Annotated in this window: 11 protein-coding genes and 1 pseudogene; 4 read left to right on the forward strand and 8 right to left on the reverse strand. The window is 74.1% G+C overall.

What is annotated here, in order from left to right:
* Window positions 1-28: 28 nt before the first annotated feature.
* Window positions 29-193, forward strand: a pseudogene (locus ABZ840_RS29175) (homoserine O-acetyltransferase); the annotation flags it as partial.
* Between the two features lie 30 nt (window positions 194-223).
* On the opposite strand, the gene ABZ840_RS29180 reads toward ABZ840_RS29175, so the two are convergent.
* The 4 genes from ABZ840_RS29180 to ABZ840_RS29195 form a co-directional block, all read right to left on the reverse strand.
* Window positions 224-2,491, reverse strand: a complete 2,268-nt coding sequence (locus ABZ840_RS29180) for an FUSC family protein (RefSeq protein ID WP_361564148.1) — start codon at window positions 2,489-2,491, stop codon at window positions 224-226.
* Between the two features lie 111 nt (window positions 2,492-2,602).
* A complete protein-coding gene (locus ABZ840_RS29185; protein ID WP_361564151.1) occupies window positions 2,603-3,607 on the reverse strand; it encodes a Gfo/Idh/MocA family oxidoreductase in 1,005 nt (334 codons plus the stop codon).
* 29 nt (window positions 3,608-3,636) lie between these two features.
* Complete coding sequence (locus ABZ840_RS29190; protein ID WP_361564154.1) at window positions 3,637-4,422, reverse strand: SDR family oxidoreductase; 786 nt, start codon at window positions 4,420-4,422, stop codon at window positions 3,637-3,639.
* 20 nt (window positions 4,423-4,442) lie between these two features.
* Entirely contained in the window at window positions 4,443-5,618 is a 1,176-nt protein-coding gene (locus tag ABZ840_RS29195) for a phytanoyl-CoA dioxygenase family protein (RefSeq protein ID WP_361564157.1), read from the reverse strand.
* A 111-nt stretch (window positions 5,619-5,729) separates the two neighbouring features.
* On the opposite strand from ABZ840_RS29195, the gene ABZ840_RS29200 reads away from it, so the two are divergent.
* The gene (locus ABZ840_RS29200) at window positions 5,730-6,776 is read left to right on the forward strand and encodes a LacI family DNA-binding transcriptional regulator (RefSeq protein ID WP_361564160.1); all 1,047 of its coding nucleotides are present in this window, start codon (window positions 5,730-5,732) and stop codon (window positions 6,774-6,776) included.
* A gap of 42 nt (window positions 6,777-6,818) precedes the next feature.
* On the opposite strand, the gene ABZ840_RS29205 is transcribed toward ABZ840_RS29200, so the two are convergent.
* Both ABZ840_RS29205 and ABZ840_RS29210 read right to left on the reverse strand, forming a co-directional pair.
* A complete protein-coding gene (locus tag ABZ840_RS29205) occupies window positions 6,819-8,441 on the reverse strand; it encodes an amidohydrolase (RefSeq protein WP_361564163.1) in 1,623 nt (540 codons plus the stop codon).
* Between the two features lie 56 nt (window positions 8,442-8,497).
* Window positions 8,498-9,157 (reverse strand): TetR family transcriptional regulator C-terminal domain-containing protein, encoded by a 660-nt coding sequence (locus tag ABZ840_RS29210; protein ID WP_361564166.1) that lies wholly within the window; start codon window positions 9,155-9,157, stop codon window positions 8,498-8,500.
* A 106-nt stretch (window positions 9,158-9,263) separates the two neighbouring features.
* Here ABZ840_RS29210 and ABZ840_RS29215 point away from each other — a divergent pair, with 106 nt between their 5' ends.
* Together ABZ840_RS29215 and ABZ840_RS29220 are read left to right on the forward strand one after the other, a co-directional pair.
* Entirely contained in the window at window positions 9,264-10,718 is a 1,455-nt protein-coding gene (locus ABZ840_RS29215) for a cytosine permease (RefSeq protein ID WP_361564169.1), read from the forward strand.
* A gap of 109 nt (window positions 10,719-10,827) precedes the next feature.
* On the forward strand, window positions 10,828-12,219 hold the full coding sequence (locus ABZ840_RS29220) for a condensation domain-containing protein (protein ID WP_361564172.1): 1,392 nt from the start codon (window positions 10,828-10,830) through the stop codon (window positions 12,217-12,219).
* Here ABZ840_RS29220 and ABZ840_RS29225 read toward each other — a convergent pair.
* Window positions 12,194-12,736, reverse strand: coding sequence for a sugar nucleotide-binding protein (locus ABZ840_RS29225; protein ID WP_361564175.1), 543 nt, complete (start codon window positions 12,734-12,736; stop codon window positions 12,194-12,196). The genes ABZ840_RS29220 and ABZ840_RS29225 overlap by 26 nt on opposite strands.
* On the reverse strand, window positions 12,733-13,227 hold the full coding sequence (locus ABZ840_RS29230) for an NAD-dependent epimerase/dehydratase family protein (RefSeq protein WP_361564178.1): 495 nt from the start codon (window positions 13,225-13,227) through the stop codon (window positions 12,733-12,735). Before ABZ840_RS29230 ends, ABZ840_RS29225 begins: the two co-directional genes overlap by 4 nt.
* Window positions 13,228-13,319: the final 92 nt, after the last annotated feature.

The raw sequence follows: 13,319 nt of genomic DNA on the forward strand, positions 1-13,319 counted from the left end.
CCCTGGACGGCGGGGCGGGCGGTACCACGACTCCGACCGGCTCTACCCGCTCGCACAGCAGGCGGAGCTGGCGGCCGCCCTGCCCGGCGCCGACCGCGTCCGCACCATCGAGTCGCCGTACGGGCACGACGGCTTCCTCATCGAGACGGAGCAGGTCGGGGCGCTGGTGGGGGAGTTGCTGAGCCGGGCGTGACGCCGGCGGGGCCCGTGGAGGGGGCGGGCCTCAGCCGGTCGAGCCGACGCTGCGCCCGGCCACCGGCACGTCCAGCGGCCGGGCGAGGCCCACCACGCCCTCGTCGAGGCGCTGGAGGTGGCGCAGCACGCGGTAGGTGACGGTGCCGGAGCGCGGGGCGCCGGTGTCGTCCACGTCCAGTATCGAGGCGATGCTCGCGCCGGCGGTGACCTCGCCGCGGGCGCTCTCGTCCACCACCCGCGCCACTATGACGTCGATGTTCCGGGCGATGCGCAGGCCCGCCCGCTCCAGCCGCGGGTCGGCCGCGACGGTCTTGCTGTACGGCACCAGCTCGGCGGTCGCCGCCAGCGAACGGGCGTGGTACGCGCAGGTCTCCAGCAGCGCCACCAGATAACGCGCGGTCTGCCGGCGGACCCGCAGCGGTGTGATCGGGTGCGTCAGCGGCTGGGTGGAGGCGCGCAGATCGTCCAGCGCGGTGTCCAGGTCCCGCGCCTTGTCCAGCAGGTCGACCGCGGGGCCGCCACTGAGCTGCTCCACCGCCGCCGACACCACGTCCCGCAGCCGTTCCAGCACCGTGCCCAGCAGCTCGTCCGTGCGGCTGTCGGTGTGCACCGGCAGCACCAGCACGGCCGCGATGATGCCGCAGGCCGCGCCGAGCGCCGTCTCCTCGATGCGCAGGATCAGCACGTCCAGGCTGTAGGTGTTCAGCAGTGTGTAGAGCAGGCCGAGCATCGCGGTGACGCAGAAGGACATCAGCGCGTACGACAGCGGGGCCGTGAAGAACATCCCGAAGATGAAGAGCAGGACCAGGCCGAACGCGAGCCAGGTGTTGTTGCCGACCAGGCCGGCGAGCGCCACACCGGCGACCACGCCGAGGACCGTGCCCACCAGCCGGCGGTACCCCTTGACCATGATCTCGCCCGTCGAGGCGGTGTTGAGGAAGACCACCCAGCAGGTCAGCACCGCCCAGTACCAGCGCTGGCTGGAGAGGAACTCGCCGCCGATGATGGCCAGCGTCGAACCCACCGCCACCTGGAAGGCGGCCCGGGTGGTGGGCCGCCGCAGCCCGGTGCGCTCGTCTTCGGCCTTTTCCTCCGCCTCCTCGTCCAGGCCGGCCATCGCCACGTCCTCGGCGTCGAACTCCTCGCGGGAGCGGGCCGTCGCGGGGCTGTCGTCGGACGCGTCCTGCGGCCCGTCCAGCGCCAGCCGCAGACCCAGCACGGCGCGCGCGGCCTCACCGATGCCACGGAAGACGTCCTGGACGGCGGGCGAGGCGGGCGGCAGCTTGTCCTCGTCGCGGTAGCCGAGCAGCCGGTTCCGTACGTGGGCGACGGCCATGCCGCGCCCGTCCCCGGCGGGGCGCGCGATCAGCAGGTGCAGCGCGTTCAGGTCCCGCCGGAGCGTGATGGTCGTGGCGTCCTCGGTCGGCATGCGGTGCGCGGCGACCTGCACCGGCGCGTGCGGCAGGTGCAGGGTGATGGTGTCGGCACGCTCGGCGCTGCGCGCGTTGAGCAGGGTGACGCCGAGCCGCTCGGCGGCGATCTCGGCGTCGGCGACGCGGCGCTGCAGCCGGGCGGCGGTGGCCGCGTCCCGGGTGCCCTCGTCCAGCCGGCCCTGGATCATCAGGGCAGCTTCGTGCAGCCGGGCGGTGCGCTGCCGCAGGGTGTCCAGGACCTTGTCCAGCTCTTCCGGGGTGGCGTCGAGCAGTTCGAGCTGGGCCGCCACCAGTTGGGCGAGCCGGGCCCGGAACGCCTCGCGGAGCCGCCCCAGCGTGCGCTGGGGTGTCTCCGGCACCACGGCGAAACGTACGACCGCGCTGCACGCGAACGCGACGGTCAGCGTCAGGTACAGCTCCGGCAGGGTGTCGGTGGTGGCGCGGACGAACAGCGAGACGAAGTAGACCTGGAAGCCGATCAGGCCGAGGGCCGTGCCGCGGTCGCCGAACCTGCGGCCGTACACCGCGGCGAAGATCAGCAGAACGAAGAAGATGTCACCGGCGATGATCTGCGAGTGCAGCAGCGCGCCCAGCGACATCGAGGCGAGGGCGACGGGCAGTGCGCAGGCGAGCGTGACGGCCTGCCCGCGCACCTCCTTCTCCTTGATGGCGAAGGTGCCGACCATCGCCGCCATCGCGCCCGCCACCATGTGCGTGACGTCCGTGCCGAGCAGGGCGAGGACCGCGAGGGTCAGCGTGATCGCGCCGACCGTCCGCAACCCCGCCATCAGCCGCAGCAGTCCGGGGTCGGACGCCGCGAAGCGGTCCCAGGTGCCGGTGCGGGCCCGCCGTATCGCTGCCATCACGCTGCCGTACTCTCCCGTTGCTCGCCATGATCCATGGAGGCTCCAGCATCCCATGACGCGGCTGCCGGCACCCACGACGGTCCGCCGGAGATCCCGCGGAACCGGTGGTCAGACCGTGCGTACCTCCTCGATGCGCACCGGCCGCCGCTCGTGGAGGGAGAGTGTGCACGCCTCGGCGATCCACCCCGCCTCCAGCGCGTCGGCGACGGTGCACGGGGAGGGGCGGGTGCCCGCGACGACTTCGGTGAAGGCGGTGAGCTCGGCACGGTAGGCGGCGGCGAAGCGGTCCATGAAGAAGTGGTGCGGGGTGCCGCCGGGAAAGGTGACGCCCGGTTCCACCGAACGCAGCGGCAGCCGGTCCTCCAGTCCGGCGGCGACGCTGTCCTTCATGCCGTGCAGCTCCAGCCGGGCGTCGTAGCCGCGGGGGTTGTGCCGGGTGTTGGACACGACCGCCAGGGTGCCGTCGTCGAGGGTGAGGATCGCGGAGGCGGTGTCGACGTCGCCCGCCGCCGCGATGTACGCGGCGCCGCGGTTGCTGCCGGTCGCGTACACCTCGGTGACCTCGCGCCCGGTGACCCAGCGGACCGTGTCGAAGTCGTGCACGGCGCAGTCGCGGAAGATGCCGCCGGAGACCGCCACGTACGCGGCGGGCGGCGGCTCCGGGTCCAGGGTCGTGGACCGTACGGTGTGCAGCGGTCCCAGCTCGCCGCTGACGACGGCGCGCCGCGCGGCCGCGAAGCCGGGGTCGAAGCGCCGGTTGTAGCCGATCTGCACCGCCACCCCGCTCGCCTCCACCGCCTTCAGGACGGTCAGGCTCTCCTCCGGGGTGCGGGCCACCGGCTTCTCGCAGAAGACGGGCAGTCCGGCCTCGACCGCCGCGTGGAGGAGCGCGGGATGCGCGTCGGTCGCCGCCGCGATCACCACGCCGTCCACCCCGGAGGCGAGTACCGACTCCGGCGAGTCGGCCGGTTCGGCGCCCAGCCGGTCGGCCGCGGCGGAGACGGCGGCCGCGACCGGGTCGGTGACCACGAGGGAGTCCACCGCGTCCAGCGCGGCGAGGGTCTGTGCGTGGAAGGTCCCGATCCTGCCGAGACCCATGATGCCGAGGCGCATGCGCGCGCTCCTTCCGTGCGTACGCGAGGTCAGTCCGAGCCGCCGATGACGTGCTGGCTCCAGTCGACGACCGAGCCGGTGACGACCCCGCTGCGGTCGGACAGGAGGAGGACGACGAAGTCGGCTATCTCGTCGACCTGGCCCAGCTTGCCCATCGGCTGCGTACGGGCCGCCTGTTCCAGCCAGTCGTCGCCCGCGCCGTGGAAGGCGCGCTGGACGGTGTCCTCGCCCTCGGTCTCCGTCCAGCCGATGTTGAGACCGTTGATCCGGATCCGGTCCCAGCGGTGGGCGTGCGCGGCGTTCTTGGTCAGGCCGGCGAGCCCGGCCTTCGCGGCGGAGTACGGCGCGAGGTACGGCGGGCCGCCGTGCGCGCAGTCGGAGCCGATGTTGACGATGGTGCCCGGCGCCTTGCGCGCCACCATGTCGGCGACGGCCGCCTGCATGGCGAAGAACGGCGCCCGCAGATTGACGGCGATGTGCGCGTCGAACAGCTCGGGCGTCGTGTCCAGGAGCGAGCCGCGCGAGGTCAGCCCCGCGGCGTTGACCAGGCAGTCGATGCGTCCGTACGCGGCCACCACGTCCTCGACGCCGCCGCGTGCCTGCGCCGGGTCGGCCAGGTCGGCGCGGCGGAAGGCGGCCTTGGCTCCCGTCGCGGTCAGTTCGGCCACCAGCGCCTCGCCGACCTCCGCGCGGCGGCCGGTGACGACGACGGTGGCGCCTTCCCGGGCGGCCGCGCGGGCGACCCCGGCGCCGACCCCCTGGCTTCCGCCATTGATGAGCACGATCTTGTCGGTCAGCAGTTCCCGCAGTGCCATGTCCGCTTCTCTCCGCTCTCTCAGCCGCGCCGTCGTTCGGCGCCGGCCCGCAGTTCCTTGCGCAGCGCTTCCGGTGTCCACTCCTCGGCGAGCGCCTGCCGCACGGTGTCCGCCTGGGACGGCGGGGCGAGGCCGCCGACCGGCGCGTCCCGGTCCAGGTCGGTGGGGAAGGGGTAGCCCTCGGCGGAGGCGGCGACGACGTTCCGCAGCCACTCCTCGCCGGCGCCCGCGGCCTTGCGGCGGAGCAGGACCGGGTAGAGGGCGTTGACCACCGCCTCGCGGTCGACGGTCTCCATGGCGCGGCCGAAGGCGGAGGAGATCTGCAGCAGGTTGGCCATCCGCCGGATGTCCGCGGAGCGGTTGTGTCCGGCGGCGTGGAACAGCGCGGGGTTGAAGAACACCGCGTCCCCCTTGGCCAGCGGCAGCTGCACGTGGTGTTCCTCGAAGTACGCGAGGAACTCCGGGCGCCGCCAGGCGAGATAGCCCGGTTCGTACGCCTGTGAGTACGGCAGGTAGAGCGTCGGCCCGGACTCCACCGGCATGTCGCAGTGGGCGACGGCGCCCTGCAGGGTCAGGGCGGGGGAGAGGCGGTGGACGTGCGCCGGGTAGGAAGCTGCCTGCTCCTGGGAGAGGAAGCCGAGGTGGTAGTCGCGGTGCACGCTCTGCGCCGAGCCGCCGGGGTTGACCACGTTGATCTGCGAGGTGACCTGGTAGCCCGGCCCGAGCCAGGCCTCGGCCACCAGGGCGACGAGGTCGTTGGCGTAGTAGTCGGCGAACGTCTCCGGCGCGCGGACGGCCGTCTTCTCCAGGGCGTTCCACACGCGGTCGTTGGCGCCGGGCCTGGCGAAGTGGTCGCCGCGCGCGGTGCCGGCCGCCCGCTCCTCCTCGATGAGGGCGCGGAAGGCGTCGGTGGCGCGGACGGTGACGGCGGCGTCGAAGGCGCCGGTGAGGACGACGATGCCGGGTCCGTCCGACAGCGCGCGGATCAGCTCGGCCTGCACGGCGCGGCGGCCGTCCGGGGTGGCGGTGAGCGTGCGCAGCCGGTCGCCGGAGTAGCGGGGCACGTTCTGCTCGACGGTGTCGGCGGCCGGGAAGGCGGCCGGGTAGGTGGCCCGTTCGACCAGGGCGCGGAAGGCGTCGAGCGAGCAGTCTGCTCCGGTCAGCCAGGGGTGGGACGCAGCGGGGTGCGCGTACATGCCGGTTCCTTCCGGTGAGCAGCGGGTTCTGTCATTCTTGTGAGCCCCGTATCCCTCAAGCAACCCTCAGTCATCCCTCAAAAACCCCTCGCCGTTTCGCAAGGATCCGCCATGGCACACCCGTATCCGATCCGTGAGATCGCCCGTCAGGCCGGGCTGAGCGAAGCCACCGTCGACCGTGTGCTGCACAACAGGGGCGGCGTACGGGAGAACACCGCGCGCGAGGTGCGGCAGGCCATCGAGGACCTGGACCGGCAGCGGACCCAGGTACGGATCGGCGGCCGCACGTTCATGATCGATATCGTGATGCAGTCGCCGGCGCGGTTCTCGTCGGCGGTGCGCACCGCCCTGGAGGCCGAACTGCCCGCGCTGCGCCCCGCCGTGGTGCGCTCGCGCTTCCACTTCCGCGAGACCGGGCCCGTGAGCGAACTGGTCGCCACGCTGGACAGGATCGCCAAGCGCGGCAGCCAGGGCGTCGTCCTCAAGGCGCCGGACGTCCCGGAGGTGGCAGCGGCCGTCGGCCGGCTGGCCGCTGCCGGCATCCCCGTCGTCACGCTCGTCACGGACCTGCCCGGCAGCGCGCGCCGCGCGTACGTGGGGATCGACAACCGGGCCGCCGGCACCACGGCCGCCTACCTCGTCGGCCAGTGGCTCGGCGACCGGCCCGGCAACGTCCTCACCACCATCAGCCGCGGCTTCTTCCGGGGCGAGGAGGAGCGCGAGATGGGCTTCCGCAGCGCCATGCGCAGCACCCAGCCGCACCGCACGCTGGTGGAGGTCACCGACAGCGACGGCCTGGACGCCACCCAGCGGGACCTGGTCCTCGCGGCACTCCGGCGCGACCCGGCCATCACGGCGGTCTATTCGATGGGCGGCGGCAACGCCGCGACCGTGGACGCCTTCGACGACCTCGGCCGGGAGTGCGCCGTCTTCATCGCCCACGACCTCGACCAGGACAACACCCGGCTGCTGCGCGAGCGCCGCATCTCCGCCGTCCTCCACCACGACCTGCGGCAGGACGTGCGCCGCGCCTGCCAGACCGTGATGCGCGCGCACGGCGCCCTGCCGCCCGAAGGCGCCTTCCCGCCCGCCACGATCCAGATCGTGACGCCGTTCAACATGCCGCCGGTGGCGGCCGGGCCGCGGGACGGTGCCTGAGGGCGGGTACCGGTACGGCCCGGCCGGGGTGTCAACTCCGGGTCACAGCGCGGCGTCCCGGTGCGTGGGCCGGCCGTCGACGACGGTGAGCACGACGGGCAGCGCGGCGAGGTCGGTGTCGGCGACGGCGAGCGGGTCGTCGGCGAACGCCGTCAGGTCGGCGCGGTACCCGACGGCCAGGCGGCCCGCCTCGCCCTCCTCCCCGGCCACCCGGGCCGGGTTGACGGTGAGGCCCTGCAGGGCCTCCAGGGGGGAGAGCGCCTGGTCGGGGCCGTGCGGGGGCAGGGTCAGGTCCCGGCTGGGGCGACGATGGCGGGCGCCGGCCATGACGGCGAGCGGCGCGTACGGGGCGATCGGCCAGTCGGAGCCGAGGACGACGGTGGCGCCGGAGTCCCACAGGTCGCGGCAGCGCCAGGCGCGCCCCGCCCGCTCCTCGCCGAGCCGGCGCGACCAGTTGTCCGTGTGGTCGGCCCGGGTGAACTCGCAGCAGTGGGTGGGCTGCATCGACGCGGCGACCCCGAGTGCGGCGAAGCGGCTGAGGGTGTCGTCGGGGACGGTCTCGATGTGCTCGACGCGGTGCCGCAGCGAACGGCCGCTCTCCGCCGTGGCCTTCTCGACGGTGTCCAGGACGTGGCGTACGGCGGCGTCGCCGATGGCGTGCGTGGCGGTGGGTACGCCCGCCCGGTGCAGTGCCGTGACGGCGCGGGTGTAGGCGTCCGGGTCCGGCCAGAACGCGTGCGTGGACTCGCCGTGGCAGTCCGGGCGTTCCAGCCAGGCGGTGCCGTTGTCGATGGTGCCGTCCATGAAGAGCTTGACGCCGGCGACCTGCCAGAGCCGGCCGCCGGTGCCCTGCGTCCGGATCAGCGCGTCCAGCGCGTCGGCGTCGGCGCCGGGCCGGCACCAGGGCGCCACGCGCACCCGCAGACCGAGCGCGTCCTGCTCCTCCAGCGCCGCGTACGTGGCGAGGCTGTCCCCGCCCGCGTCCATCGCGTGCCCGCCGGTCAGCCCCGCCGCCGCCATGCCGCGCAGCACGGTGCCGACCCGCTCGCGGAGTTCGGCGTCGGTGGGTACGGGCGCCACGGCCTCCACCACCTCGCAGGCGGCGTCCTCCAGCAGCAGTCCGGTGGGGCGTCCCGCGTCGTCGCAGACGATCCGGGCGGCCTGGTCGAAGCGGCGGGGTCCGTCGATCCCGGCCAGCTCCAGGGCGCGGGGCGAGGCCAGCATGGAGTGCGCGTCGAAGAGGTCCAGGGCGGCGGGGACGCCGTCGAGCACGGGGCCGAGGGCCGCGGCGGTGACCGGTCCGGCGCCGAACACATTGGGGTCCAGCCCCCAGCCGCGCAGCCACTCACCGGGCCGCAGGGTGCGGCGCTCCCCGGCGAGCGCCTCGCGGACGGCGGCGAGGTCCGCGCAGCCGGACAGGTCGACGCCGAGGGTGCGGTGGGCGCCGGTCACCGGGTGCATGTGGCCGTCGACGAGGCCGGGGGTGACGACGGCGCCCTTCAGGTCGAGGACGGTCGTGCCCGGACCCGCGAGCGCGCGGATCTCCCGGTCGTCGCCGAGGCGGGTGATCCGGCCGCCGGCCGCGGCGAGGGCGGTGTGCGGCAGGAACGTGCCGGTGACCGGGTCGAGCAGCCGGGCGGAGAGCACGGCGAGATCGGGCTGCAAGGAACGACTCCTTCGTCGCTGGTCCTGGTAGGGCTGGGGGATCCCCTCGGCACTGCCTACTGGCCGGAGGCGGTGGGCCGGCCGGTGCCGGGCCCCGCGAGGGCGCCGGGGGTGAGGCCGAGGGCCTGCTCCGCGGTGGTGACGGCCAGGTTGAGCACCGCGGCGGGCCGGCCGTTGTCGCCGGTGTTGGCGTGCGCGCCCAGTCCGTCGATGACGACGAGGATGTGCGCCGCCGCGATCAGCGGGTCGTCGGTGCGGAAGATCCCGGCGGCCGTCCCCTCGCGGATCACGCCGGCCAGCCGGTCCCGCCACATGCCCTCCTGGCGGCCGACCCGCTCGCGCAGGACGGGCCGGTAGCGGCTCAGGTGCCGGGCGTTGAGCCAGAGCCGGCTCAGGTCGTCGTACGCGTCGCCGATCGTGCGGGCGAAGAACCGCGTCAGGTGGTCCAGCGGTGTGCCGTCCGTCGGCTCGGCGGGCAGCAGCGTGTCCAGCTCGGCGGTGGCGGCGGTGCCGAACGCCTCGGCGACCAGGTCCTCGACGGCCGGGAAGTAGTGGCCGATGAGGCCGGGCCGGACACCGAGCTCGTCGGCGATCCGGCGCAGCGTGATGCACTCCAGCCCTTCGGCGAGGGCGATCGCCGCGGCCGTCCCGACGATCTCGGCCCGCCGGGCCTCGGGGGATTTCCGGATTCGTTGCGGCCGGGCACTTGACGACATGCCTCGAACGTTATTGGGTGTGCGACCAATAAGCAAGCCGGTGCGGATCCCGGCTCGCTCAAGTCGGCATGTGCGGCCGACCGTTGGCCGAACCCTCGGAGGATTCATGGCAGCGACGCTTCCCGACCCCACCGGAGACGGACGGAAGACCGACGGACGGCAGGCGGACGTCGAGCCGCCGCCGGCACTCGACCGGGCGGGCAAGGTCGAGGCCCGCGGCATCGACTTCATCCCCGAGCGCGAACGGCACGGCAGAGCAAGAGAGTTGTGGGCGGTGTGGGCGGCGCCCAACGTCAGCTATCTGAGTCTGGTGGTCGGTGGCGCGCTGACCGTCATGGGCCTCAGTCTGTGGCAGTCCCTCGCGGTGATCCTGGTGGGCAACCTCTGCTGGCTCCTCGTCGGGCTGCTGGCCGTCAGCGGCCCGGCCTCGGGCACGCCGAGCGAGGTGGTCATGCGCGCCATGTACGGGATCCGGGGCAACCGGGTGGCCATCGCCGTCACCGGCTGGGCCGTGTGCGTCTGCTACGTCGCACTGAATCTCGCGGCGGCTTCGGGCGCCGCCGTCGGCCTCGTCGAGCGGCTCGGCGTCAAGCCGGGGACCGGTGTGGAGGCCGCGGTCGTGGTGGCCGTCGCCGCCGTCACGCTGGCCATCAGCGTGTACGGACACGCCACCATCGTGAAGCTGTACCTGCCGCTGACCGCCCTGCTCACCGTGGTCTTCGCGGTGCTCGCGGGGTACATAGTGGCGCACGCCGACTGGGGGTACCGGCCGGACCGTCCGCTGCACGGCCTGGAGCTGTGGGCCGCTGTCACCGCCGGCCTCACCCTCGTCGCCTCGGGGCCGCTATCGTACAGCAACAGCGCCGACTTCTCGCGCTACCTGCCGCCCGCCACCTCGCCCCGGGCGGTCGCCGGCTGGACCGCGCTCGGCGCCTACGTGCCCAGTGTCCTGCTCACCGGGCTGGGTGCCCTGGCCGGCACCGCGCTGGACATGACCGATCCGCAGGCGGCGCTGGAGGGCATCGTGCCGGCGTGGTTCCGGCCGGTGTTCCTGTTCGCGGTCGTGCTCGGCACGGTCGCCATCAACGCGATGACCGCCTACAGTTCCGGGCTCGCGCTCCAGGCCGTCGGGGTGCGCATCCGGCGGTCCCTGAGCGTGTTCGTCGACGGCCTCCTCAGCGTCGCGCTGACCCTGTACGCCCTGTTCTTCTCGGGTCTGCTGGACACCGTCAGCAACGTCCTCCAGCTCACCGTGGCACTGCTCGGCCCCGGCATGGCGGTCTACGCCACCGACATCGTGCTGCGCCGCAACCGCTACGACGGCCGGGACCTGTGCGACGAGTCGCCGGGCTCGCGGTACTGGTACACCGCCGGGGTCAACCGGGCGGGCGCCGCCGCGCTGGTCCTCGCCACCGCGGCCGCCGCCCTGTGCGTGCACACCCCGCTCTTCACCGGCCCGGTAGCCCGCGCGACGGGCGGCATGGACCTCTCGCTGCCCGTCGGATTCGCCGTCGCCCCGCTCGTCTACGTCCTGCTGACGCGCTCCCGCGCCACACGCTGACAGGTCCCTCGTCAGGGCGCCCGTCTCGCCGCCGGGCCCGTCGGCGCCCTCTTCCCACTCCGAAGGATCATGTTAGGTTAGGCTTACCTTACTGAGATCGGGGTGGGTCATGCCGATACCGGAACCGCTCGCCGGCGCGTCATGCGTCCCGTCGTCCGCGTGCCCCCGCGCCCTGCCGCTCACGGCGGCCCAGCGCGAGGTGTGGGACGCGCGGTACGGCCCCGACGGTCCGGCGTACCAGAGCGCCGAGTACCGGGAGATCCTCGGCCCGCTGGAACCGCGCCTGTTCGCGCAGGCGCTCCAGCGCACGGTCGGCGAGGCGAGCGCGCTGCGCATGCGGCTCTTCGCCACCGCCGACGGCCCCCGCCAGTGCGCGCTCGTCATCGAGGCGCCGGGCAAGGGCTTCCCCCTGCACCGCGCCGATCTGCGCAACCGGCCGGACCCGGACGCCGAGGCGCACGCCTGGATGGCGGCGGACCTGCAACGCCCCTTCCCGCAGGGCGGACCGCTCTTCCGGTACGCGCTGTTCCGGGTCGGGGAGGACCGCTGGCTGTGGTACCGGCGCGTCCATCACCTCGTCATGGACGACTTCGGGCTCTGCCTCCTCGTCCGGCGGACCGCCGAGGTGTACGACGCGCTCGCCGCCGGCCTGCGCCCGCCGGACAGCCCCTTCGGCCGGCTCTCGGCGCTGATCGCGGACGAGGCGGCGTACCGCGCGTCCGACGAGTACACGGCCGACCGGGTCCACTGGTCCGCCACCCTGGGCGACCGCCCCGCGCCGCCCGTGCTCGCGGGCCGCACCGCACCGCCCGCCCGCACCGCCCTCCGCGACGGCGTGGCCGTACCGGGGCATCTCGTCCGGAGAATCGGGCAGTTGACCGCCGGGCTGGATGCCACCCGGGCCGAGGTGCTCACCGCGGCACTGGGGCTGTACGTCGCGCGGACCACCGGTGCGGCCGACGTCGTACTCGGGGTGCCGATGCCGGGCCGCACCGGACCGACGACGCTGAGCGTCCCCGGCGTGCTGCGCAACGTCCTCCCGCTGTGTCTGACGGTGCGTCCGCACGACACCTTCGCGACGCTGATCCGGCAGACCGTCCTCGGTCTGCGGGCCGCCCGGCGTCACCAGCGCTACCCGCTGACGGACCTCCGCCGCGACCTCGGACGCGGCGCCACGGGACCGGCCCTGGTGGGCCCGCTGATCGCGGAACGGGAGCCCGGTGACGGCCTCACCTTCGCGGGCGCGCCCGCCCTCGTGCACCCCCTCACCGACGGGCCCGTCCACGACCTCGCCGTCACCGTCGGCGCCGACGGCGGCGCTTCGGGGCTGCGCATCGACTGCGCCGCCCACCCCGGGCTCTACACGGCGGCGCGCCTGCGTACGCATGTGGCGGGCCTGTTCGATGTGCTGGCGGAGTGCGGCCCGCACACCCCGCTCGGTGTGCCGGACCGCGCCGCCCGCGACGGCCGGCTTCTCAGCGGTGTCCGCGCGCACCGCTGACGGCGGGTGCCGGGCGGGGCCCGCCGGCTGCCCGACCGCCCGGCTTACTGCCCAGCGCGTAGAGCCGTTCGGCCACGTCGCACACCCAGTCCGGTGCCCGGCAGCCGCCGTCGGGGTGCCGCCGCGGGGTGCCCGGCGCGCTGTCCGGCAGCTCCTCGTGCACCACGGTGCGGCCGTGCGCCGCGTACAGCGACGTCGTGCACAGCGTCCGGCCCGCGGCCAGGTGCAGCAGGCAGGCGTCGAGCCGGCCGCAGGCGCGGGCGAGCACCCGCAGGGCGTCGAGGTCGCCGCGGACGGCACGCGGCCCGGAGGGCATCCCGCCCGTGCCGGGCCGGGTGTCGCAGTGTGCGACGACGGCGGGCCGTGTGCGCAGCAGGGTGGTCTGCACGGCCGCCGCGTCGCCGAGGTCGAGATCGTCCCGGCCCAGCGGCAGGAACCGCTGGCCGTTCGCGCGCAGCAGCGCACACAGCCTGCGTCCGACCTCGCCGTCGGCCCCGGTCACCAGCCAGCAGCTCATCGCACGCCTCCCGAGGGGCCGCACTCGGCGAGCAGACGTCCGGTCAGCTCGGCGGCGGTCAGCTCGGCCCCGTCGCCGAGGTCGTGCACCTGGCCGGCCGCGCCGCCGCCGAGCGTCAGCCGCAGCGCCCGGTAGTGGTCGTAGACGTAGACGAACCTTGTCACCCCGGCGTGCACGGCCGACTGGAGGAGGGTGCGGGTGCCCGGCAGGTCGACGGCGGCGGCGCGGGCCGCGTCGGGTTCCTCGGCGAGGTGGACGACCAGCTCGTGGTGGCGCATCAACTCCTGGATCAGCGGCCGGTCGTGGAGGTCGCCGGGTACGTGGTCGATGCAGCTGCGGCCGGCGAAGGGGGGTGGCCCGGCGGGGCCGGATCCGGCGGACGGGTCGAGCACGGTGACGGCGCGCGGGGTGCTGACGGGGGTGGTGGACAGTAGTGCCCTGAGAAAGGGCGAGCCGGTGAATCCGGCGCGGCCGGTGACGAGCAGACGCATGGGCGGCCTCCCGGGGCGGGGCAAATCCGTGTGACCAATAAAGTTAGCTTAGGCTAACCTAAGTAAACATGGTCGCGGCGGGGTGGTCACAG

The organism is Streptomyces sp. NPDC047117 (assembly GCF_040643545.1).
Classification (GTDB): domain Bacteria; phylum Actinomycetota; class Actinomycetes; order Streptomycetales; family Streptomycetaceae; genus Streptomyces.

Excerpts from the sequence above, each read along its gene's own strand:
- ABZ840_RS29180 (WP_361564148.1), bottom strand. The coding sequence starts at position 2,491 with ATGGCAGCGATACGGCGGGCCCGCACCGGCACCTGGGACCGCTTCGCG.
- ABZ840_RS29185 (WP_361564151.1), bottom strand. The coding sequence starts at position 3,607 with ATGCGCCTCGGCATCATGGGTCTCGGCAGGATCGGGACCTTCCACGCA.
- ABZ840_RS29190 (WP_361564154.1), bottom strand. The coding sequence starts at position 4,422 with ATGGCACTGCGGGAACTGCTGACCGACAAGATCGTGCTCATCAATGGC.
- ABZ840_RS29195 (WP_361564157.1), bottom strand. The coding sequence starts at position 5,618 with ATGTACGCGCACCCCGCTGCGTCCCACCCCTGGCTGACCGGAGCAGAC.
- ABZ840_RS29200 (WP_361564160.1), top strand. The coding sequence starts at position 5,730 with ATGGCACACCCGTATCCGATCCGTGAGATCGCCCGTCAGGCCGGGCTG.
- ABZ840_RS29210 (WP_361564166.1), bottom strand. The coding sequence starts at position 9,157 with ATGTCGTCAAGTGCCCGGCCGCAACGAATCCGGAAATCCCCCGAGGCC.
- ABZ840_RS29215 (WP_361564169.1), top strand. The coding sequence starts at position 9,264 with ATGGCAGCGACGCTTCCCGACCCCACCGGAGACGGACGGAAGACCGAC.
- ABZ840_RS29220 (WP_361564172.1), top strand. The coding sequence starts at position 10,828 with ATGCCGATACCGGAACCGCTCGCCGGCGCGTCATGCGTCCCGTCGTCC.
- ABZ840_RS29225 (WP_361564175.1), bottom strand. The coding sequence starts at position 12,736 with ATGAGCTGCTGGCTGGTGACCGGGGCCGACGGCGAGGTCGGACGCAGG.
- ABZ840_RS29230 (WP_361564178.1), bottom strand. The coding sequence starts at position 13,227 with ATGCGTCTGCTCGTCACCGGCCGCGCCGGATTCACCGGCTCGCCCTTT.